17 protein-coding genes and 2 pseudogenes are annotated in these 22,233 nt (G+C 38.3%); 5 read left to right on the plus strand and 14 right to left on the minus strand.

Annotation, left to right across the window (positions count from 1 at the left end; all coding sequences use genetic code 11):
* Positions 1-370 precede the first annotated feature (370 nt).
* The 11 genes from gpsA to acnA form a co-directional block, all read right to left on the minus strand.
* The gene (gene gpsA / locus ACFINU_RS00140) at positions 371-1,378 is read right to left on the minus strand and encodes an NAD(P)H-dependent glycerol-3-phosphate dehydrogenase (protein ID WP_375617545.1); all 1,008 of its coding nucleotides are present in this window, start codon (positions 1,376-1,378) and stop codon (positions 371-373) included.
* Between the two features lie 397 nt (positions 1,379-1,775).
* The gene (cyoD, locus tag ACFINU_RS00145) at positions 1,776-2,624 is read right to left on the minus strand and encodes a cytochrome o ubiquinol oxidase subunit IV (RefSeq protein WP_375617544.1); all 849 of its coding nucleotides are present in this window, start codon (positions 2,622-2,624) and stop codon (positions 1,776-1,778) included.
* Positions 2,624-3,292 carry a cytochrome (ubi)quinol oxidase subunit III gene (locus ACFINU_RS00150; RefSeq protein ID WP_375667280.1) on the minus strand — a complete coding sequence of 223 codons (669 nt, stop codon included), beginning with the start codon at positions 3,290-3,292 and terminating at the stop codon, positions 2,624-2,626. The genes cyoD and ACFINU_RS00150 overlap by 1 nt, the downstream gene beginning before the upstream one ends.
* Complete coding sequence (gene cyoB, locus ACFINU_RS00155) at positions 3,289-5,307, minus strand: cytochrome o ubiquinol oxidase subunit I (protein WP_375617542.1); 2,019 nt, start codon at positions 5,305-5,307, stop codon at positions 3,289-3,291. The genes ACFINU_RS00150 and cyoB overlap by 4 nt, the downstream gene beginning before the upstream one ends.
* A gap of 76 nt (positions 5,308-5,383) precedes the next feature.
* Positions 5,384-6,355: a ubiquinol oxidase subunit II gene (gene cyoA, locus ACFINU_RS00160; protein WP_375611432.1), complete on the minus strand. Its 972-nt coding sequence runs from the start codon at positions 6,353-6,355 to the stop codon at positions 5,384-5,386.
* Between the two features lie 130 nt (positions 6,356-6,485).
* Positions 6,486-6,938, minus strand: coding sequence for a type II 3-dehydroquinate dehydratase (aroQ, locus tag ACFINU_RS00165; RefSeq protein ID WP_375617541.1), 453 nt, complete (start codon positions 6,936-6,938; stop codon positions 6,486-6,488).
* Positions 6,939-6,992: 54 nt separating this feature from the next.
* Positions 6,993-8,126, minus strand: a complete 1,134-nt coding sequence (recF, locus tag ACFINU_RS00170) for a DNA replication/repair protein RecF (RefSeq protein WP_375617540.1) — start codon at positions 8,124-8,126, stop codon at positions 6,993-6,995.
* Positions 8,127-8,146: 20 nt separating this feature from the next.
* Positions 8,147-9,268: a DNA polymerase III subunit beta gene (gene dnaN, locus ACFINU_RS00175; protein ID WP_375617539.1), complete on the minus strand. Its 1,122-nt coding sequence runs from the start codon at positions 9,266-9,268 to the stop codon at positions 8,147-8,149.
* A 186-nt stretch (positions 9,269-9,454) separates the two neighbouring features.
* The gene (gene dnaA / locus ACFINU_RS00180; protein ID WP_375617538.1) at positions 9,455-11,026 is read right to left on the minus strand and encodes a chromosomal replication initiator protein DnaA; all 1,572 of its coding nucleotides are present in this window, start codon (positions 11,024-11,026) and stop codon (positions 9,455-9,457) included.
* 701 nt (positions 11,027-11,727) lie between these two features.
* On the minus strand, positions 11,728-11,994 hold the full coding sequence (gene rpsT, locus ACFINU_RS00185) for a 30S ribosomal protein S20 (protein ID WP_375617537.1): 267 nt from the start codon (positions 11,992-11,994) through the stop codon (positions 11,728-11,730).
* A gap of 237 nt (positions 11,995-12,231) precedes the next feature.
* Entirely contained in the window at positions 12,232-14,919 is a 2,688-nt protein-coding gene (gene acnA, locus ACFINU_RS00190) for an aconitate hydratase AcnA (RefSeq protein ID WP_375617536.1), read from the minus strand.
* Between the two features lie 294 nt (positions 14,920-15,213).
* Here acnA and ccmA point away from each other — a divergent pair, with 294 nt between their 5' ends.
* The 5 genes and pseudogenes from ccmA to ACFINU_RS00215 all read left to right on the plus strand — a co-directional run bounded on the left by ccmA (position 15,214) and on the right by ACFINU_RS00215 (position 18,135).
* Positions 15,214-15,825: a heme ABC exporter ATP-binding protein CcmA gene (gene ccmA, locus ACFINU_RS00195; protein ID WP_375617535.1), complete on the plus strand. Its 612-nt coding sequence runs from the start codon at positions 15,214-15,216 to the stop codon at positions 15,823-15,825.
* 11 nt (positions 15,826-15,836) lie between these two features.
* The gene (gene ccmB / locus ACFINU_RS00200; protein WP_375617534.1) at positions 15,837-16,502 is read left to right on the plus strand and encodes a heme exporter protein CcmB; all 666 of its coding nucleotides are present in this window, start codon (positions 15,837-15,839) and stop codon (positions 16,500-16,502) included.
* A 46-nt stretch (positions 16,503-16,548) separates the two neighbouring features.
* Positions 16,549-17,328 carry a heme ABC transporter permease gene (locus ACFINU_RS00205; RefSeq protein ID WP_375617533.1) on the plus strand — a complete coding sequence of 260 codons (780 nt, stop codon included), beginning with the start codon at positions 16,549-16,551 and terminating at the stop codon, positions 17,326-17,328.
* Positions 17,316-17,568: pseudogene (locus tag ACFINU_RS00210) on the plus strand (hypothetical protein). Before ACFINU_RS00205 ends, ACFINU_RS00210 begins: the two are co-directional and overlap by 13 nt.
* Positions 17,543-18,135: pseudogene (locus tag ACFINU_RS00215) on the plus strand (DsbE family thiol:disulfide interchange protein). Before ACFINU_RS00210 ends, ACFINU_RS00215 begins: the two co-directional pseudogenes overlap by 26 nt.
* 911 nt (positions 18,136-19,046) lie before the next feature.
* Here ACFINU_RS00215 and ACFINU_RS00220 read toward each other — a convergent pair.
* The 3 genes from ACFINU_RS00220 to ACFINU_RS00230 are packed head-to-tail and all read right to left on the minus strand — an operon-like array spanning position 19,047 to position 22,232.
* Positions 19,047-20,048 carry an Hsp33 family molecular chaperone gene (locus ACFINU_RS00220; RefSeq protein WP_375617532.1) on the minus strand — a complete coding sequence of 334 codons (1,002 nt, stop codon included), beginning with the start codon at positions 20,046-20,048 and terminating at the stop codon, positions 19,047-19,049.
* 37 nt (positions 20,049-20,085) lie between these two features.
* Positions 20,086-21,021, minus strand: a complete 936-nt coding sequence (gene argF, locus ACFINU_RS00225) for an ornithine carbamoyltransferase (RefSeq protein WP_375617531.1) — start codon at positions 21,019-21,021, stop codon at positions 20,086-20,088.
* The gene (locus tag ACFINU_RS00230) at positions 21,018-22,232 is read right to left on the minus strand and encodes an aspartate aminotransferase family protein (RefSeq protein ID WP_375617568.1); all 1,215 of its coding nucleotides are present in this window, start codon (positions 22,230-22,232) and stop codon (positions 21,018-21,020) included. The genes argF and ACFINU_RS00230 overlap by 4 nt, the downstream gene beginning before the upstream one ends.
* Position 22,233 lies beyond the last annotated feature (1 nt).

Raw genomic sequence — 22,233 nt, forward strand, 5'->3', positions numbered from 1 at the left:
CGCAATATCCCTGCCCCGATATTCTTAGCTTATACGTTACATAAATAAGATGCTTCTACCTAATGAATCTTGTATTATTCTGTTTGCAAATATCATTGTAAGATGAATTTAAGAGACAATAAAAATATCTTGTTCATTACATTACATAAACATGTGTAAGTGGAAACGATAATTTATCTTCAAAGAGATAGCTCTTAGACAAAAGCCAAAACTTTTATATTTCAGCCATGTTTCATAAAGAATCGAATGATATGAATCTATAATTTTCTGGAATATGACTGCCTTATACAACCATCAATACAATCTATTTTATATGTCTATCATAGCATGTTTCTATTTTTTATGATTTGAATTATTTAAAAACAGGATATTATTGTATTTCGTCCTTGAGGGCGCGGCCTAATAATGTGTTTGCCGCTTCAGTTATGTTTTTACCACAATAGAGAATTTGATAAATTTGTTCTACAATGGGCATTTCTACCCCAATACGCTGCGCCAACGTATGTACTTCCTTGGTATTTAAGTATCCTTCCACAACCTGACCAATTTGTTTTTCCGCTTCTTTTATATCTATTCCTTTACCAAGAAGTATTCCAAAACGACGATTACGTGATTGATTATCAGTACATGTCAAAACCAGATCACCTAAGCCTGTCATTCCCATAAATGTGGAAAGCTCAGCACCCATAGCCCCCCCTAAACGACTGATTTCAGCTAGTCCTCGTGTGATAAGAGCTATTCGTGCATTTGCCCCAAAACCTATGCCATCTGATATTCCTGCACCAATAGCAATAACATTTTTGACTGCCCCCCCTAATTGAACACCAATCATATCTGAACTTTTATAAACTCTAAAACTTTTGTCACAATGAAAAAGTTGCTGCAATTCTTTACCAAACTCAACATCAGAAGCTGCTATCGTCATTGCAGTAGGCCAACCAATAGCTAGTTCTTGAGCAAAAGTTGGTCCAGAAAAAACAGCTAAAGGAATTTTTTCACCTAAAATCTCACGAGCAACCTCTTGTAAGAAACGTCCGGTCCCATGTTCTAAACCTTTTGTCGCCCAAATAACGCGTGAATGCTGATCTAAATAAGGCTGAATATTATACAAAACTTGATGAAATACATGGCTTGGAACAGCGATTAATATATTGTGACTTGCCGTTATTGCAGTTTCAAGCGAAGCTTCAAGTAATAAATTGTCAGGAAATCGAATATCGGGTAAATATACTTGATTACAACGTTGTTCCTGTAATTCTTTGATATGTTGAGGACTATATCCCCAAAGTAAAACATTATGACCATTACGGGCAAGAGCTATCGCTAATGCAGTACCAAAAGAACCAGCACCTATAACTGTCATTGCAACGGTTTTCATTAAATTTTCTGATTATTCTCTAAATTTTTGATTTCAATTGCATATTATTATTACAAATAATTTTAATGCTATCTTTAATATAAATTCTTTAAATCTAAAAATATTACTTCTTCGTAGCTTTTTATCCCACACAATATAAAAACTTGTTTCGCACATTCTCTTTCTTTGTAGTAAATTTTACAAACATCACTTTTTGTATATTCTACAAATAGCTATTTATCTTAAAAATTAAAGATTGACTAAATACCCCACGGACTTTCTCTTTTAAATTAAAAGTATATTCAAAATAATAATACTCATTCCACTGATATCTTGTACTTATCTCCTTCTTTATATCCTACGAATTTCTTCTATGAGCTGATACATGCTGCATCAGCTCCATAGATATTTCTAACAACTACTCCACAGGAAACTGCGTATTTGGATCTTGCTCCATGGGCATTTCTGAACCAGGTGCTTGATCTACAGGAGTTTGCGTACTTAGACCCTGCCCCATAGGCATTTCTGCACCAGGTGCTTGATCTACAGGAGTTTGCGTACTTAGACCCTGCCCCACGGGCATTTCTGAACCAGGTGCTTGATCTACAGGAGTTTGCGTACCTAGACCCTGCCCCATGGGCATTTCTGAACCAGGTGCTTGATCTACAGGAGTTTGCGTATCTAGACCCTGCCCCATGGGCATTTCTGAACCAGGTGCTTGATCTACAGGAGTTTGCGTACCTAGACCCTGCCCCATAGGCATTTCTGAACTAGGTGCCTGTTCTACAAGAGTTTGCGTACTTGCACCTTGCTCCATCGAAACCTCTGAGCCCTGTATCTTTTCTGGCTGTTTTCTTACGGATATATCTTTGGTTGATAACTGCTCAGACACTGAAGAATCATCTCTACTTGATATTTCCGGTTCAATAACACGTCCTGAACCACCCATCATATTATAATTCAAATGAGAAATAGCCCACCAAGTTCCCCCAATAATAACAAAAACGCAAATAGCAGCAAACCACAACGCGCTTAAATTCCACTTGGCGTCTGGACCAGAATTCAAGTGCAAAAAGAAAACAATTTGTACTATAATCTGAATAATCGCCATCCCAATAAGATACGCAACCTTTGTACTAACTGCCCAACTTTCCATCATTCCATACATCACAGGAATAAAAGAACCCAAAGTGAAAAATACAGCCAGAATAAAACCAACCAAATAGGAACCAGTACTGGGACCATGTGTTTCATTTTGCACGCTCATCACAACGCTCCTAATAGATAAACCATGGTGAAAACACCAATCCATACAATATCAAGTAAATGCCAAAAAATGGAAAGGCATGCTAAACGTGTCTTATTGTTCTGATCCAAGCCATTACGACGAAGATGAAAAAACATCACAACCATCCAAAGAAGGCCAACACTTACGTGAAGTCCATGGGTGCTAACCAAAGCAAAAAATGCTGACCAATAAGCAGAGAGAATTTCCCGTCCAAAAAGCTGTAAACCTGTTGCAGGATCAATACCCGCATAAGCATTTGGATCGAAATAAAAAACCTCACTCAAAAGTTCATGAAATTCGTAAAGTTCCATACCAATGAAGCAACACCCCAATACAAAGGTAATAGCCATCCATAAACGCACACCACTGATGTTATTTTTATGTGCTTGTACCATTGCAAAGCCATAAGTGACGGATGAAAACAACAAGAAAGCAGTCTCAACCAAAACAAACTTTAAATCTATAAACTCACTGCCCGCTTTACCACCACCATAAGAAGCAGAAAATACAGCAAAACTTGAAAACAGTGTCGAAAACAGGATTAAGTCTGAAAGAATATAGACCCAAAAACCAAACGTCATTACCGAGCTACTATCGTGGTGAAGTTCATCTATAGTGCTCGCGTTATTCATTGTTACAGCACTCATACTATTACTCCTCGTTCTTTAAGAACAGCCGTAAAGGCATCTTCAGTTTTTTGCACTTCTTCAGCTGGAATATAGTAACCATGATGATCACCTGTTAATGAATGACACACAAGCGTTGCGATAAAACCAACCAGTCCAACCGCAACAAGCCACCAAATATGCCAAACAAGCGCAAAACCAACAACTAATGAGAAGAAGCCAGCAATAATTCCAGCCGATGTATTCGATGGCATATGAATTTTTGTAAATCCACTTGTCGGCCGTTGATAACCACTTTTCTTCATATTCCAATAAGCATCATCAGACTGTATCTTTGGAAGGAGGGCAAAATTATAGGAAGGAGGTGGTGAAGAGGTAAACCATTCAAGTGTACGTGCATCACCCCAAGAATCATTTAATGTTACCGGTAAGTGCCCTTTATGCTTAATACCGTACCAAATCGCCAAAACAACCTGTAGCACAAAACAAAGGATACCAAGTAAGATAATACAAGCACCCAATGCAGCAATAATAAACATCGGCTGCCAACTAGGTTCCATGTAATGCTGAAGACGACGCGTCGCCCCCATTAAACCAAGCGCATAAACGGGGAAAAAGGCAAGGTAAAAACCAATAAACCAACACCAAAAAGATGTAATACCTAGTATGCGATTTGGTTTATAACCAAAAACTTTTGGAAACCAAAATGCAATCCCCGCTAAGTACGCAAAAACCACACCTCCAATAATTGTATGATGGAAATGTGCTATCAAAAAGAGCGAATTATGAAACTGCCAATCAGCAGGAACAATAGATAATAAAACACCTGTTAATCCACCACCAACAAATGTAAAGATCATACCCATGCACCAAAGCATAGGAGGCTCAAAGCGAATCCGACCTCTATACATCGTAAGCAGCCAATTAAAAACTTTTACACCGGTTGGAACTGCAATAATCATCGTAGCAATACTAAAGAAGGTATTTACAGCTTCACCCCCACCCATTGTGAAGAAATGATGTCCCCAAACAAGAAGCGAAAGAATCAAAATAACCAACATGGCCCATATCATTGAAGTATAACCAAAGAGGCGTTTTGAAGAAAAAGTTGATACAACTTCAGAAACAATTCCAAAAGCAGGAACAACCAAAACATAAACCTCAGGATGACCAAAAACCCAAACATAGTTAATCCATACCATCGGATTTCCGCCACCAACATTGGTAAAGAAATTCATGTTCAAATAACGATCACATGCCAAGAGTGCAAATGCTACAGCCAAAACAGGATAAATAACTACAATAAGAACATTGCTGACAAAAGCACTCCAACAAAAAATAGGCATTCTCATCATTGTCATTCCAGGAGCACGCATTTTAATCATCGTTGCAATAAAATTCACTGATCCCATTGTTGTTGCAATACCAGAAAGCTGAAGTGACCATAAATAATAATCTACCCCTGTATCTGGACTCGTTTGCAATTCTGTAAAAGGTGGATACATCAACCAACCACCACGACCAAAATTCCCAACACCTAGGGATATGTTAATCAATATCGCCCCTGCAGCCGTAATCCAAAAACCTAGATTATTTGCAAAGGGAAAAGCAACATCACGCGCACCAATTTGAAGTGGTATAAGATAATTAAAAAGACCAAATAAAATAGGCGTGGCCATGAAAAAAATCATGATCGTACCATGTGCCGAAAAAATTTGATCAAAATGCTCAGGGGGCAAATAACCTGCTGTTTCACTCCCAAGAGCTAAAGCTTGATGCGTTCGCATCATAAGTGCGTCCGCAAAACCGCGAACAAGCATAATAATTCCAAGAACGATGTACATAATACCTATGCGTTTATGGTCAACCGTTGTAATCCAATTTCGCCATAGAATCCCCCACCACCCAAGTACTGTTAGAGCAATAACAGCAATTAAACCAACCAAAACAATCGCAATACATGTATACAAAACGATCGGTTCATGTGCAAGCGCATGAAAAGCACCTGCCGTAGGATCTGTAAGTCTTCCAAACATTTCTCAACCCATTTCAAATGAAATTCAAGTTTTAAAGAAACCTTTGTTAAAAGGGCTCTTTACTTTATTGACTCTGTTAAATAACATCAGGATCAAATACTGAACATAGTGCACCCCATAGCGTCTGAGCAGCAGCACGTTTCATTAAATCTTCATTACATACCGTCTTTTCATCGACACATCGATTAACAACACGATAGTAAAGCCGCTTCTCAACAGGTGCAAAATAACGAACTTCAGCATCTTTTTCCTTCGCAGCAATATCACCCATACGAGGCGCAATAGAAAGTTGACGATAAGATGAACGATCAAGTACTCGACCATTAGCCCGAGCTTTTACAATCCAATCCTCAAAATCCTGCAAAGACACAGAATGCCACTTAAACCGCATACCCGAAAAACCATCACCACTATAATTTGCTGAGGCTCCTTTGAATACTCCTTGCTCTTCAGCGACCAAATGCAACTTAGCATTCATCTGCGGCATAGCGTAAAGAACTGTACCCAATTTGGGAACCCAAAAAGCATTGACAGAATTCTCTGACGTCAATTGCAATAAAACTTGACGTCCTTCAGGCGCATAAATCTCATTAATCGATGCAACACCGTATTCAGGATAAATAAAAAGCCATTTCCAATCAAGAGCAACAGCATCAATCTGTAATGGCTTTCCTTCACCTACAACTTCCACTGGAAGAGGATTTGTAGGTTCAAGCTTATAGGTATAATAAGCTGTTAATGAACCTAAAACCATTACAATTACAACTGGAATACCCCACATCAATGCTTCAATTTTATTTGAATGTGCCCAATCAGGAGAATAGTCCGCTTTCATATTCGATGCACGATATTTTATAGCTAAAAATACCACACTCACCATAACTGGGATAACAATACAAAGCATCACCACCACACAAACAACGATCAAAATGAGCTGTTGACGTGCAACATACCCTGATGGCTGCATAACATCAATTTTACAACCAGACAAAAGCAGTGCTCCCCCTAAAATCACAAGCATTTCTAATTGTCTAACAAAGCTTTTCATCTCTATTTACCCCCGTCATACGCACTAAAAACTGTCATAAATATATACCTCACATTGTACAGATTTGAAAATAATTATCAAGAGAATTAAATGCCTATATTACTCTTATTAAACGCTTACTCTTTACCTATCACAATTTAATTGTTTTGCTTAATTGTTTTGCAATATACTCAAGTGCAAACCGATATCCAACACCTCCACACCCAGTTATGGTAGCATCTACACCTGCAGATGTATAAGAATGGTGACGAAAAGCTTCACGCTGATAAATATGAGATAAATGAACTTCTACTTTCGGCCCTGAAAACATTTTTAGGGCATCAAGAAGTGCAACAGATGTATGACTGTAAGCCGCTGGGTTAATGATCAATCCAGAACTTGCCTCTATTGCTTCTTGTATCCATGCCACTAATTGCCCTTCATAATTACTTTGATAAAAATTTATTATAATATCATTTTTTTTTGCCCATTCTCTGCATCTTTTTTCAATATCTTCTAGAGTTTCAGTTCCATAAATTTCTGGCTCACGTTGACCTAGAAAATTTAAATTAGGACCATTTAAAATCGTTATTATCTCTGACATAGCAAGCCTTTTCTTTCAGACCTATCACTTATTAAAAAAATATTTAGCATGTTTTTACGGCAATAAAGCTCCATCCTTAATCTCAAAGAATTCTGCGCGTCCTTTTAAGTCATCAAATAAAAGACGATCTGTTCCTGTCATAAATGTTTGTACAGCTAAATCATCAAGAATATCAAATAGAGCAGCACGTCGATGCGAATCAAGATGGGCAGCCATTTCATCAAGAAGAAGAATGGGAGATCTTTCCGACATCATACCTGTTAGACGTGCATGACACAAAACTAAACCTGTTAGCAGCGCTTTTTGTTCACCTGTTGAACAAGATGTTGCTGCTCTATTTTTATCAGCATAAAAAACCTGCAAATCTGCACGATGTGGTCCTTCTAACGTCCGACCAGCAGCACGATCCATTGCGCGATTATGCCGTAATCGATCACAAAATTGTTCTTCAACTTCAGTTGCTGATATTTCACTAAGAGCTGTTTCTAAAAAACCATCAATTTGCAAAAAAGCTCGTGGAAAAGGTATATGTGAGGGCATTTGTGTAAACATGTCATTTAAAAGACGAATAACATCAACACGCGCCGCAGAAATAGCTGTCGCCAATTCTGCCATTTGCTTTTCTAAAGCATCAAACCAAGCACAATCTTCATTTCCATCTAAAAACAAACGATTACGTGCGCGCATAGCTCTATCATAATCGGCTATGCGGCGCCTATGCAAGGGATCAATCGCCAAAACCATACGGTCCAAAAAACTACGGCGCTCAAGTGAAGGACCTGTAAAAAGACCATCCATAGACGGTGTTAGGACACTAATATGACAATAATCTGTTAGGCAATCACTCGACTCATTCACACCATTAATATGGACCTTTCGACTGTTATCGCTAACCTCAAAAGCTGTACCAATCTTTACTTCACCATAAAGAGCGCATTCAAGACGCGCAAATACAACAAATCCTCCACCACCACCATCTACAAAGCTAACGTCAGAATAAACAGCACGCCGCAAACCACGACCAGGAGAAAGAAAAGATAACGCCTCTAAAAGATTCGTCTTACCAGCACCATTATGGCCAGTAAAAACCACATGCTGACCAGAAAAATGAATATTGAAAAAAGAATAATTGCGATAACGTAAAAGCTTCAGCTGCCTCACTGCCACTTTGTGCACATGACTGGCCATGCATTGCAAAACAACTGCCCCTAAACGCGAATAGGCATCAGTACATAGAGCACATCCGCATCATCATTATCACGAATCAGAGCTGGTGCTCCAGCCTCAGCCAACATAAAAACCATCTCATCACTTGAAAGCTGCCCAGCAATATCCAAAAGATAACGTGAATTAAATCCTATCTCAAGCGGTTCAGATGCATAAGTTACTGATAATTGATCTTCTGCACTGCCCGAATCTGGGCTATTAACAACAAGCCTTAACTGTCCATGCTCAATCGTTAATTTAACTGCTCGCCCCCGATCACTTGAAATCGTTGAAACACGATCAACTGCAGAAGAAAAGTCCTGCCTATTAACAATTAATTCTTTATCATTTCCAAGAGGGATAACACGTTGATAATCTGGAAATGTTCCATCAATTAATTTTGATGTAAAAATCACAGAGCCTATAGAAAAACGAATTTTTGTCTCCGAAAGCTCTATACATACATCGCTATCATTTTCTTCTGAAAGAAGTTTTTGCAATTCTCCTACAGCTTTACGGGGAACAATAACACCAGGCATTCCCTCAACTCCCGAAGGAGCTTCCATCTCAACTTGTGCCAAACGATGACCATCAGTTGCAACCAAACGCAATTTCAAAACACCATCATTAATAATATGGAAATAAATACCATTAAGATAATAACGGGTTTCTTCAGTAGAAATAGCAAATTGTGTACAATCAAGTAAATGTTTTAAGCCTGATGCCGATAGAGAAAAACGATAACCAAATTGCCCAGGAAGCGACTCTGGAAAGTCTGCCTTCGGAAGACATTGAAGCTGAAAATGTGCACAACCCGAAACAACGGACATTGTACCTGCTTGATTCTCATCGAGGAATAATACAACTTCATTGCTATCAGAAAGTTTTCGAATGATATCATAGAGCAAATGTGCCGGAACAGTTGTTGCTCCAGCTTGTTTAACATTAACTGCAAAAGATTCCATAACCTCTAAATCAAGGTCTGTTGCTTTTAACTGTACACGGCCATTTTCTGCATCAATCAACACATTCGATAAAATAGGAACAGTATTACGGCGCTCTACCACACGGTGAACCCGACCAAGAGACTTGAGAAATTGACTGCGATCAACTGTAATACGCATAAAAGCCCCGTATGATTTACTAAAAACTATAAGAATTCCTTAGAATTAAAGAATAGATCCCTTTAGAGAATCGCCTGCTAGAGTTTATTAAACCTCTCTTAAAATGGCAAGTCACTCCTGCATAAGAAAAAATAAATCTTTTCATTAAATTCTTTAAAGCCTCTCCAAAGAAAGAAACGATAAACACTATACAGCCTGTTCTCCAATCAACCGCTTAAGCAACTCAAGTTCCTTAGCCAAGGTCTGATCACCACAAACCAAATCTTCAATTTTACGCACAGCATGTAAAACTGTTGTATGATCACGCCCACCAAAACGGCGCCCAATTTCTGGCAATGAGCGAGGAGTTAATATTTTTGCTAAATACATTGCAACTTGCCGTGGCTTCACAACCGTACGTGTTCGACGATTAGATAACAAGTCCTGTTTAGAAACATTATAATGGCGTGCTACCGTACGCTGAATTTCTTCAATCCGAATACGCTTAGGTTCACCAGGACGTGTCAAGTGACCTAATAACTCATCAATCCGCTCTAAAGATAAATCAGACTCAAAAGATTGACGAAACAAGAGCTGATTAAACGCACCTTCAATATCACGCCCAGACCCTAAAACCGTTTTCGCAATATATTCCAAGATATCATCAGAAATTGATACCATGCCATCATCTTGTTGTGCCACCTTCAACCGCTGGTGCAACATTTGCAAACGCATTTCATAATCTGGTGCTTCAATTTCAAGAGCGACCCCTCCCTGAAGACGAGAGCGAACGCGAAGATCAAGCGATTCTAATTCTGCTGGTGGACGATCTGCAGCGACAACAACCTGTTTTGCACTATCAAGCAACATATTAAGCAAATGGCAAAACTCATGTTGTATCGACTTACCCTGCAAAAACTGCATATCATCAATAATCAAAAGGTCGATATCACGAAGCTGTTCTTTAAAAGAAAGAGCATCATTATCACGAATAGCTGTTGCAAAACGCCACATAAAATATTCAGCAGTTAAATAAATAACGCGCGCAGACGTTAAACGCTTCAATGCAGAAGCAGCAATCGCTTGAAGCAAATGTGTTTTTCCTAAGCCAACAGATGCGTGAATAAAAAGAGGATTAAAACGTAAGGCACTTTTATGCCCCTCTGCAATGGAACGCGCTGCTGCTAAAGCAACACGATTAGAAGCACCCTCAACAAAACTTTCAAAAGTATAGCGAGAATCAAGTGGAGATCCAAAAACTCCCGTTTGAGAATTCTTAACTGAATGCTCTGCGCAACTTTCAACAAAAGATGAAGTCGCCTGCTCCTCTAGAACAACAGGAGGAACACTTCTTTTACAAACGGCATCTCTTGAAACGCGTTCCATACCACGAACAATAACTTCAACGCGAAGAATTGCTGAATTCTCCTGTTTCCATAAATGAGTCAGAAGAGAACCATAGTGATTATTAATCCATGAACGTAAAAAAGCAGTAGGAACAGAAAGCTTTACAAGAGTATGACTATATTCAGCAAGCTTCACACGTCCAAACCAACTGGTATAAGCCTCAACACCAACCTGCACCTTTAATTGCGCCATAACACGTATAAAAGCCGCCGCACTTTCCTCCTCTGAAACAATAGAATGCCCTATAGAAGCATTTCTACAAACGTTCTCATCACTTTCCGTCATCCTATTCTTTATTATGTTCTCTGCCGACAGGATATTTACCGAAACCCTTTTAAAGGAACTAGCTTTAGAGTTCAATTTATCCACCATCTTCCATCCTGATAAAAATAAAATTTTGTCCTGCCAAACAACTAAAATAAATCTAGCGAAGGCAAAACGCCCTACCCCAAATAAGATTACTCACCCTCCCCTAGGATAGCCTCATCACAACCCCACTAACAAAGATGACCAATAAGATTTACTTGCACTCATGATATGACCCACCCTTCTCAAATGGTAAACATATCCATTAAGAAAACTAAAAAACCGTCAGAAAACCTCTCCAACACAAAAGTTTCGAAAAGCCTAAATCAAAACATCTTGTATTCAACAAAATACAGAATAATGCGCTGATGTGACCCCTTCATGCTTCTTAGTCTTCATAAGAACCATACAAAACAGCAGAGGTAAAATGCAAGAGGTCAAAATAAAATCAAAAAACCCGAAAAAAATGCTTATATTAATGAGGACTGAAAAAAATATTGATTCAATTCATTTTTTTTCTCTAAATTTACCAATAATTAAAGAATCTCTTCAGATTTAAAAAAAAAAATAAAATGCTTGACAAAAAAGACTCTGTACAAATCCACAAAGCTTGTGGATAACCATACCTCCCCCTATAAACTTTCTCTCCTTTTTCAAGTGGAGAATCATTATCGATTCTTATTTTCAATAGAAACTTTTTGAAATAATAAACAAAAAGCCAGCATCCTCATGGATACTGGCTTTGTTCTCAATTAAAGGAGAAAAGCTTAAACGCTGAGAGCCTTCAAACGTTTAGCTAAACGCGATACTTTCCTCGCAGCAGCATTTTTATGAAAAACCCCTTTAGAAACTGCACGCATAATTTCAGGCTCAAAATTCTTAAATGCAATCTCTGCAGATGCCTTATCGCCACCCGCTAAAGCATCATCAAACTTACGTATAAAAGTACGAACGCGTGAACGGCGGGCCTTATTAACCTGTGTGCGCGCCACAACCTTGCGCACCGCTTTTCGAGCAGAAGGTGTATTCGCCATAAATATAATCTCTCTTTCAACACCTTGGTAAAATGAGTCTCAATAACAACTCTACCAATATAAATAAATCAAACCCAAGCAAAACTATAAAGCTGCCTATAACTGTGTGGTTTATAGCGCAATCCTAAAGCTAACGTCAATTAGATTTTCAAAGATAGCCATAAAAAAACGAAGCCAAACTCTTTGATCCGCAACTTTATAGCTTAATAATAGATATTCCTTAACAAACAAAAGAATTTAAACGGCTAACTTACGCAAGACATATTGCAAAATTCCACCATGATGCAAATAATCTAGCTCATCTTCAGTATCAACACGGCATAATAATGGAACGGTTTTTACCGTACCATCAGAAAAAGTAATTTTCGCTACAGTCTTTTGACGAGGTTTCAAGTTATGAATCCCTTCAATTGTCACCTTTTCATCTCCCTTTAAGCCTAAAGATTTCCAACTTAGTCCCTCTTCAAAGACAAAAGGGACAATGCCCATACCAACAAGATTAGAGCGATGAATCCTTTCAAAAGACTGCACAATCACTGCTTTGACACCAAGAAGATTGGTCCCCTTGGCAGCCCAATCGCGGGATGATCCATTACCATATTCAATACCTGCAAAAACAACGAGTGGAATACCTTCTTGTTTATACGCCATTGCTGCATCGTAAATGGTTTGTTCTACCGCTGACGGATAATGAATCGTATAACCTCCTTCTCGACCATTTTCCCCTAACATGAAATTACGAATGCGAATATTGGCAAAGGTCCCACGCACCATAACTTCATGATTCCCACGACGCGTTCCATACTGATTAAAATCAGCCACTTTAACACCATGATCCATTAAATATTTTCCGGCAGGAGAAGCTGCTTTAATAGAACCAGCAGGAGAAATATGATCCGTCGTGATTTTATCACCAAATAAACCTAAAATCCGTGCATCTTTAATATCTGGTAAGATATCAGGTGTTTTCTGCATATCATCGAAATAAGGTGGATTGCGTACATAGGTGGATTGCTCATCCCAAGAATAGGTAGAACCCGTAGGAATCTGAACTTTTTGCCAATTTTCATCTCCCTTAAAAACATCTGCATACTTTTCGGCAAAAACCTTCCGCGTAACATTTTTTTCGATAAACTCCTGTATTTCTTGAGAAGTTGGCCAAATATCTCTCAAATAAATGGGGTGGCCATTTGAATCTTCACCTAGAGGCTCCTTGGTTAAATCTTTACACACCGTCCCGATGAGCGCATGTGCAACAACTAACGGTGGTGAAGCTAAATAATTCGCTTGCACATCAGGGGAAACACGCCCTTCAAAATTACGATTTCCTGAAAGAACCGCAGATGCAATTATACCATTCTCATTAATCGTTTTGGAAATAGCTAGATGCAAAGGACCAGAATTCCCAATACATGTTGTGCACCCAAATCCTACTAAGTTAAATCCTAATGCATCTAAATCTTTTTGCAGACCCGAATTTTGAAGGTAAGCTTCAACGACTTGTGAACCAGGTGCAAAAGAAGTTTTTACCCATGGTTTACTCTTAAGACCCTTTGCCACAGCATTTCGTGCCAAAAGACCCGCTGCAATAAGAACACTTGGATTCGATGTATTCGTACACGACGTAATCGCAGCGATCACCACATCACCGTGACCAAGCGTATATTCTTCACCCTCAACCTGATAACGCGTATCTTGTCCAGAAGTCTTCTTATAGTCTTCGACCAATGCCTTCTCAAAACCCTGTCCAACATTTTCCAACGCAATACGTCCTTCAGGACGTTTAGGACCAGCCATAGAAGGGACAACGGTTCCTATATCTAATTCAATTGTATCACTAAAAATGGGATGAGCCACCATTTCATCATGCCACATCCCTTGTGCTTTGGTATAAGCCTCCACTAAGGCAATCCGACTTTCATCACGCCCTGTCATATTGAGATAACGCACTGTCTCCTTATCAATTGGGAAAAAACCACACGTTGCTCCATATTCAGGTGCCATATTTCCAATCGTTGCCCGATCAGCAAGCGTCATATGCTCCAAACCAGGACCAAAAAACTCAACAAATTTACCCACAACACCCTTCCGACGTAGCATTTGGGTCACCGTTAATACGAGATCAGTGGCTGTTACACCTTCCTTAAGTTTACCTGTTAGACGAAAACCAATCACTTCAGGTAACAACATAGAAACAGGTTGGCCTAACATTGCTGCTTCTGCTTCAATACCACCAACACCCCAACCTAAAACCCCTAAACCATTTACCATAGTCGTATGCGAATCAGTTCCCACACAGGTGTCAGGATAAATCGTCTCACAGCCCTCTTCATTCTTCATCCATACACATTGTGCTAAATATTCTAAGTTAACCTGATGACAAATCCCTGTTCCTGGAGGAACAACGCGAAAATTTTGAAAGGCTTGTTGCCCCCATTTAAGGAAACGATAGCGTTCACCATTGCGTTCATATTCATGCTCAACGTTTTCCTTAAAAGCCATGGAATTGCCAAAAGCATCAACAATAACTGAGTGATCAATGATGAGATCAACGGGAATGAGAGGATTGATTTTTTCAGCGTTACCGCCAAGTTTAACCATAGCATCACGCATTGCAGAAAGATCAACAACTGCTGGAACACCTGTAAAATCCTGCATAAGAACACGTGCAGGACGGTAAGCAATTTCTGCCCCAGCGCTCCCTTTGTCGTTTAACCACTTAGCAACATTGAAGATATCCTCTTTTTTAACTGTGCGACCATCTTCGAATCGCAATAAATTTTCGAGAATAACTTTCATCGAAAACGGTAAACGAGAAACACCTTCAAGTCCGTTCTTCTCCGCTTCAATCAAGCTATAATAAGTATATTCTTTGCCATCAACATTTAATACTCTACGACAATTAAAGCTATCAATTTGAGTCATGACTGTCCACCCTCATACTATAACCACCCAATTTCCAGGAATGAACAACACAAACTACGAGTCAAGGTCGCAGCTTGAGCGCAGACGCAATTACCTCCGCCATCCATTTCCCCTCCACCCTCTAGGCATAATGCGGAAATCAGCGCCAGAAACCATTTTACACCAGATATTGATGTAAGGTATCCCTTATAGAACTATTTCTAGAACTATTCTAGGTACAATTGCATAAAAAATGTGTTTTTTATTCTATAATGCAATAAAGAATATGAAAATAAAAACAAAATAGGCAATCACATGGTGTTATCAGGCAAAGATTTAGCCGCTTACAGAAACGAGGAAATTCTGTTTAAAGGTCTTTCTTTTTGTTTATTTTCACAGCAACTTATGACAATCACCGGTCCTAATGGTATCGGAAAGTCTACATTACTCCGAATCATTGTCGGTCTTCTTGAAGCTGCTGAAGGTCATATAATACTTAAAGACCATGATCAAATATACCCTGTTGCAACTGCTTGTCATTATCTTGGTCCTCAAAATGCTATGAAACCTCTCTTATCTGTCATTGATAATTTGCAATTTTGGGCAGATTTTTACGGTCAACATTTACGTTTTGCGCATGAAGCTCTTGCCGATATTGGTCTTTCTAACCTTGAACATTTACCCTTTAACGCTCTATCAACTGGACAACAAAGACGCGTAGCTATTGCTCGCCTTTTGCTCTCCTATCGTCCTCTTTGGATTTTAGATGAACCAATATCTGGGCTTGATAACCATGCCCAAAAACTCCTTGCCCGTATTTTCCAACGTCATCTCAATCAAGGTGGTATGATTATCGCTGCAACTCATAATTCCATAGGCATTCCAGAAAACCATAACATCGCTCTGGAAAAATTTTTACCTCTCTAGGAGAGAATAAAATGAAAGCACTGTTCTGGCGTGATCTTAAACTATTATTAGCGCTACAAGCCACTTCACTAACAGGATTATTGTTTTTTATCGCTGTTGTTGTCATAACCCCCTTTACCATTGGACCAGATCCCAAAATTCTTGCACAAATAGGACCAGGTATATTGTGGTTTGGAGCCCTTCTTGCAGGACTCCTCAATCTGAACAAACTTTTCCAAATCGATCGTGATGATGGTAATCTCGACCAATTTATCCTTTCAGGAAAAAGACAAAGTTTTACACTAATTGTCTTTACAAAATGTCTTGCCCATTGGGTAGGAACAATGCTTCCTCTTATTTTTGCCACACCTATTTTAGCCCTCATGCTCCATTTAGATATAACAATAACTTTTACAACAATACTTACCCTTTTATGCGGAACACCAGCTATTATTTTTATTGGTGCTATAGGCGCTGCACTCGCAACCTCATTGTTGCACAGTACTTTGCTTATTTTTATCATTATCTTGCCGTGGATCATTCCAATTATGATTTTTGGTGTTTCCGCTGCTACAGCCCCAATAAACCCAAATACCTCTTTTCTCACTTCTCTAGCTCTTCTCAGCGCTTTTTCACTTCTTTTGAGTCTCTTTAGCTCTTTTGTTGCTGCGATAACGCTTAAACTTTTATCAGAATAATAAAAGATGATTGCCGCATAGCAAAACTCTGCCTATTATGAATTTTATGAATAAACTATCTCGTACATATAAAATCAGGTTACTCCCTGCAAGTTTCACCCTTTTCATGAAAATAAGCAGTGTCGTCTTACCTTGGTTGGCCGGCATAACATTGTGTTTCCTTATCTTAGGGCTTATTCTAGTGATGCATTCCCCTGATGACTATCAACAAGGCATTACTGTTAAGATTATGTACCTTCATGTACCCTTTGCGTGGTTGTCTACATTCTGCTATGTAACGATGAGTGCAGCGGCATTAGGAAATCTGATTTGGAAATATCATCTTGCTGATGTAGCACTTAAATGTGGAGCGCCTATTGGGGCAATTTTTACCGCCTTGGCTCTCATGACAGGAGCGCTTTGGGGGCGACCTACATGGGGAACATGGTGGGTTTGGGATGCACGATTAACATCAGTTTTAATTCTGCTTTTTATCTATCTCTCCATTATCCTGCTTGGGCGTGCTTTTGACAACCAAGTAAAAGCCGCTCGCGCTACTGCAATTCTTACACTTGTTGGATTTGTTAATATCCCTGTTATTAAATTTTCCGTTAATTGGTGGAATACATTGCATCAACCAGCATCATTGTTACGTGCTGGAGGATCAACAATCGACAATGCTATGTTATGGCCCCTTATAACAATGCTCTTTTGTTTTATCTTTATGTTTATTGCTCTTTATTTGATGGCTATGCGAAATGAAATCAATAGTCATTATATCCGAATACTTCAGATTAAAAAATCCCGTCGTGTACAACAACAGGACGCTTCATCATGCTCGACCTAAATGGCATCCACGGCGGACTTTTAGGAAATCTATCTCAGAAAATTGATTTTTTCCTGAGCACCCTTAAACACGAGCAAATTGTTGTTTTAAGCTATGTGCTTTCTGCAATATCCCTCTTATGTCTTATTGGATATATTCTTTGCAAAGCCCTATACCAAAAAAAAATTCTCCAACATCTAAACAAAAAAGAGCTGTCACAAAAAGATAAAGTATAATGAAAAACATCCCTCCAAAACTTAAAAAAAATATATCTTTACCTGTTCTGCTTTTTTTTTGGGACCATTTGTGCTTTTTCTTCTTCTCATGATGTTTTTTTTCAACTTTATGGATAAAAAACACCTTCAAGATTCTTCTCTTCTCCCAAACGCATTGGCTGAAAAACCTGCTCCCAATATTCATCTTCCTCTTCTTGATAAAGAAAGTTATCTCAATTCAAAACAGTTTAAAGGACGTGTCACATTGGTCATTTTTTGGGGCTCTTGGTGTTTGCCCTGTCGCGAAGAGCATCCTATTCTTATGCAAATTGCACAAGATAAACGTTTTGATCTGATTGGTATTAATTATAAAGATAATAAAACAAACGCCCTGCGCTTTTTAAACAGTTTTGGTAATCCTTTTAAATTTATTGGCTTTGATATTTCAGGATATACAGCCATTGATTGGGGAATATATGGCCCCCCAGAAACCTTTCTCTTGAATAAAGAGAGCATCATTATTGCCAAACATGTTGGTCCCTTAACATGGCAAATTTATCAAAAAAAAATTCTACCAAAAATTGAACAAGCGATTATGACAGAAGAAAAATAATGCAGGTGTGTAAAAACATAACGTTTTATCATGCTATGTATGCTATTTTATTTATACGGCCACTTATTCTTCTTAGAAAGATTTGACAAGAGTATTATCATTGTTGATTCAAAAACATGTGTAAAGAAATATCTGTAGAACAAACCTCCAAAATATGACAAAAATTTTAAGTAGTTTTCATTTTTCTTTAGCGATTAAATATCTGTTTGGGAGCTTTATTTTTGATTATTTGGACAAAACAATATTGCTATAGAACCATCGTTAGCTTAGTGACAGCAACCAACTATTGTTTTCAAAATCATATAGTATTTTTTCTCCGCTTTTTTATCTGAAATACACATTGTTATGAGAGGACTTCACCACTATTCTCATCTTTATAAAATAATAAATCTGCTCTTTTGCAGCGTCATTTTTATATTTATTCCCATTACACTTATCTGTTCGTAATAGACTCCATAAAGTCTATATTGAATCTATACATTCTTATTCTCTCGATAATTTCCCTTATGATTATAACTAATAAGCTTTATTGAGTCTTAATAAGATAAATTCGAGTAAGAAAATATGACTACAATCAAAAAGTCTCATTTAACAAAGAAGATAAGTTATGAGTGCATAATCAATTTATCAATGAACATTATAAAAGAATTCATTGTAAGAAATAAACTTTTGAGATGTAAAAAGTACAAAAGAAGCTTTTTCGAGAGGAGAAAATATATTTTACAGAGAACTCTTTTTTAAGCACTCTATGACGTAATTACTGATCTCAACAGAACGATCACTCGTATACATTAAAAAAACTCTAAGACAAGAAATATTCTAGAAGTTCATATGAGATTATGCGTAAACTTTTATGACGCAAATAAAATAGGCTTTTGTTGCAATCATCATTTTTTATGAAAAATTTTTGATTATGTTTTTTCTTCTAAAAATTCTTGCGGTGTAAAACAATATGTTTTTGAGCAAAATTCACATGTGACTGAAATATATTTATTTTTAACCATTTTATTGCGTTCATCAATAGAAAAGCCTTCTAGGATTCCTTTAATTTTTTCGTGTGAACAAGAACATTGATCGACAAGAGAAAAAGGGTTAAAAACTCTAATACCTTGTTCATGAAAAAGACGGAACAAGAGCTGTTTACTACCGACTTGGGGATCTGTTAATTCTGAACTTTCAATCGTTGCCATGAGTATTTTAGCTTCCTGCCATTGGTTATCTAATTGGGTATGAGTTTTCGTTTCTTCTCGCTTTTGATGAGGGGCATCTATTTTATGATGAGACGATTCTTGGGGTAAAAGTTGGATCAAAATACCTCCAGCTCGCCAGCTTTTCTGCTGTTTTCCTTGTTGGTCACGATTAATTAATATAGCAACAGCCAGACGGATATCGGTAGGAATTTGTTCTGATTGATCAAAATAAATACGAGAAGCTTCTTGTAAATTTGATCCATCTAATGCAACTATCCCTTGATAGGGTTGCATATGGGGACCTTGATCAATTGTGAAAGCTAAAGTGCCTTTTCCTAAAAGTGTTTCTGAAGAGGTTTGACCATTGTCTATGGCTTGTTTAAGCTGTTCTTTATCAAAACAAGCGTATCCACGTAAACTGGAAGGAGGCAAAAAATCGCACACCAACATATTAACTGGTCCATCGGAATGAGTTTGTAAAATAAATTTTCCCGTAAGTTTTAGAGAAGTTCCAAGCAGAACCGTTAAAAGTAAAGCTTCTGCTAGAAGATAAGAAACCGGTTCAGGGTATTGATGTCTTGTGAGAATAGAATTTAAAGTTTCCCCAAGTTGTACGGTACGTCCACGGATATCAAGTTCTTCAACTTGAAAGGGAATAACACCATCATCTTCATGCAAGAAGTTGTTGTTGAGAGAGGCTTCATCTTTAGCTTGTTCACTCATAGCTTTGCCTTTTTTATATAATTTATTGTAGGAAGAGCTATTGTGGAGAGAAAAACGCATCTTGTAAACACCAAGAAAGAATTGCTTTTTGAGCATGAAGACGATTTTCAGCCTCATCGAAAACAACGGAGTGCGGTCCATCAATCACAGAATCAACCACTTCTTCACCACGATGAGCAGGAAGACAATGCATAAAAAGAGCATCAGATTTTGCTAATTTCATGAGAGATTCATTGACTTGATAAGGCTGAAAAATAGAATGACTGCGAGCACGAAATTCTTGTCCCATGGAGACCCATGTATCGGTCATAATACAATCAGCATCTTGAGCCGCTTTTTGGGGATCATGGGTTAGTGTAAGATGCGCTCCTCGTTCACGTGCCCAATGTATAAATTTCTCCTGTGGTTCACTGCCCTTTGGAGTAGCAATACGCAAATGAAAATCAAAAAGAGCTGCGGCTTCAATTAAGGAATGGAGCACATTATTACCATCCCCCATCCACGCAAATATTTTACCAGAAATAGGCCCCCGATGCTCCTCATAGGTTAAGATATCTGCTAGAATTTGGCAAGGATGTGTATCATCTGTAAGAGCATTAATGACAGGAATTTGTGCATATTGTGCCAATTCGAGCATACGTTGGTGTTTCGTTGTTCGTAATATCACTATATCCACAAAACGGGATAAAACGCGCGCCGTATCAGCTATGGTTTCACTATGACCAAGTTGCATCTCTGAACCTGTGAGCATGATTGTATCTCCGCCAAGCTGGCGCATACTGATATCGAATGAAATACGGGTTCGTGTGGATGGTTTTTCAAAAATCATCGCAAGTGTTTTACCTATAAAAGGTTTTGAATCTTTTCCTGCTTTAAAAGATGCTTTAAGGATCTTTGCATAATCGATCAGTGCACGTGCTATTGCTGGCGTTAAAATGGATAAGTCCGTGAAATGACGAAGAGCATTTGTCATGTGTGTGATATTTGTCTTTCTTTGTTTACTTGCGAAAGATAAGCTATTGCTTTTTCAATACGATGTAAACTTTCATCTATTTCTTCTTCCCTAATGATAAGAGGAGGCAATAAGCGCACAACGTTGTTGTTGGCTGCAACGCTTAAGAGATATTCATTTTCCAAAGCATTAACGACAAGATTTGAAGGTACAATACACTGAATACCCAACATAAGCCCCATCCCCTGAACTGCGCAGATAATATCAGGATAGATATTGAGAATGTACAAAAGTCCACTTTTTAGTTTATCCCCCATACGCTGAACATGGTTGAGAAAACTTGGCTCTAACAAAACATCAAGAACACTATTTCCTACAGCCATTCCAAGAAGATTTCCTCCAAAGGTTGAGCCATGTGTCCCAAGTGTCATGCTTTTTGCAACTTTATCCGTTGCAAGGCAAGCACCTAATGGAAATCCCCCTCCTAATCCTTTTGCGAGGGTAAGAATATCAGGCGTGATATCACTCCATTCATAAGCAAAAAGCTTTCCTGTTCGTCCTATACCCGTTTGGACTTCATCTAAAATCAATAACAGACCATTATCATCGCATATTTTGCGCAAAAATCTTAAATATTCATGAGGAACCGTTCGTATTCCTCCTTCTCCTTGAATAGGTTCAATAAGAATAGCGGCGGTATTTTTATTAATAGCGTTACGCAAAGCGACTTCATCACAAAAAGGTACTTGAATAAATCCACCAGCTTTAGGTCCAAAGCCTTCAAGATATTTTTCATACCCAGTCGCAGCAAGTGCAGCAAGTGTACGTCCATGAAATGCCCCTTTAAAAGTAATTATTTCAATGCGTTCTGAATGACCAGCAGCATAGTAATAATGGCGTGCCGTTTTGAATGCGCACTCCAATGCTTCAGTACCTGAATTGCAGAAAAAAACCTTATCCGCAAAACTATTTGTACAAAGCCGCGTGGCAAAAGATGCTTGTTCAGGAGATTGAAAAATATTAGAAACATGCCAAAGTTTTTCAGCTTGTATTTTGAGCGTATCAACTAATTTTGGATGTGAATACCCTAATGCGTTAACAGCAATACCAGATGTGAAATCAAGATAATGTTCTCCTTTATCGGAAATAAGCCATACACCATGCCCTTGTTCAAAATGCAAATTTCGTCGTGCGAAGCATTCATAAAGTGGTTGTATAGAGACGACATCCATC

It is taken from the genome of Bartonella sp. AC130YNZD (assembly GCF_042196865.1).
Classification (GTDB): domain Bacteria; phylum Pseudomonadota; class Alphaproteobacteria; order Rhizobiales; family Rhizobiaceae; genus Bartonella.

Excerpts from the sequence above, each read along its gene's own strand:
- ccmA (WP_375617535.1), top strand. The coding sequence starts at position 15,214 with ATGGTGTTATCAGGCAAAGATTTAGCCGCTTACAGAAACGAGGAAATT.
- cyoA (WP_375611432.1), bottom strand. The coding sequence starts at position 6,355 with ATGAAAAGCTTTGTTAGACAATTAGAAATGCTTGTGATTTTAGGGGGA.
- aroQ (WP_375617541.1), bottom strand. The coding sequence starts at position 6,938 with ATGTCAGAGATAATAACGATTTTAAATGGTCCTAATTTAAATTTTCTA.
- ACFINU_RS00230 (WP_375617568.1), bottom strand. The coding sequence starts at position 22,232 with ATGGATGTCGTCTCTATACAACCACTTTATGAATGCTTCGCACGACGA.
- cyoD (WP_375617544.1), bottom strand. The coding sequence starts at position 2,624 with ATGAGCGTGCAAAATGAAACACATGGTCCCAGTACTGGTTCCTATTTG.
- acnA (WP_375617536.1), bottom strand. The coding sequence starts at position 14,919 with ATGACTCAAATTGATAGCTTTAATTGTCGTAGAGTATTAAATGTTGAT.
- ACFINU_RS00150 (WP_375667280.1), bottom strand. The coding sequence starts at position 3,292 with ATGAGTGCTGTAACAATGAATAACGCGAGCACTATAGATGAACTTCAC.
- dnaN (WP_375617539.1), bottom strand. The coding sequence starts at position 9,268 with ATGCGTATTACAGTTGATCGCAGTCAATTTCTCAAGTCTCTTGGTCGG.
- dnaA (WP_375617538.1), bottom strand. The coding sequence starts at position 11,026 with ATGGTGGATAAATTGAACTCTAAAGCTAGTTCCTTTAAAAGGGTTTCG.
- ACFINU_RS00205 (WP_375617533.1), top strand. The coding sequence starts at position 16,549 with ATGAATAAACTATCTCGTACATATAAAATCAGGTTACTCCCTGCAAGT.
- ACFINU_RS00220 (WP_375617532.1), bottom strand. The coding sequence starts at position 20,048 with ATGAGTGAACAAGCTAAAGATGAAGCCTCTCTCAACAACAACTTCTTG.
- recF (WP_375617540.1), bottom strand. The coding sequence starts at position 8,126 with ATGGCCAGTCATGTGCACAAAGTGGCAGTGAGGCAGCTGAAGCTTTTA.
- rpsT (WP_375617537.1), bottom strand. The coding sequence starts at position 11,994 with ATGGCGAATACACCTTCTGCTCGAAAAGCGGTGCGCAAGGTTGTGGCG.
- cyoB (WP_375617542.1), bottom strand. The coding sequence starts at position 5,307 with ATGTTTGGAAGACTTACAGATCCTACGGCAGGTGCTTTTCATGCGCTT.
- gpsA (WP_375617545.1), bottom strand. The coding sequence starts at position 1,378 with ATGAAAACCGTTGCAATGACAGTTATAGGTGCTGGTTCTTTTGGTACT.
- ccmB (WP_375617534.1), top strand. The coding sequence starts at position 15,837 with ATGAAAGCACTGTTCTGGCGTGATCTTAAACTATTATTAGCGCTACAA.
- argF (WP_375617531.1), bottom strand. The coding sequence starts at position 21,021 with ATGACAAATGCTCTTCGTCATTTCACGGACTTATCCATTTTAACGCCA.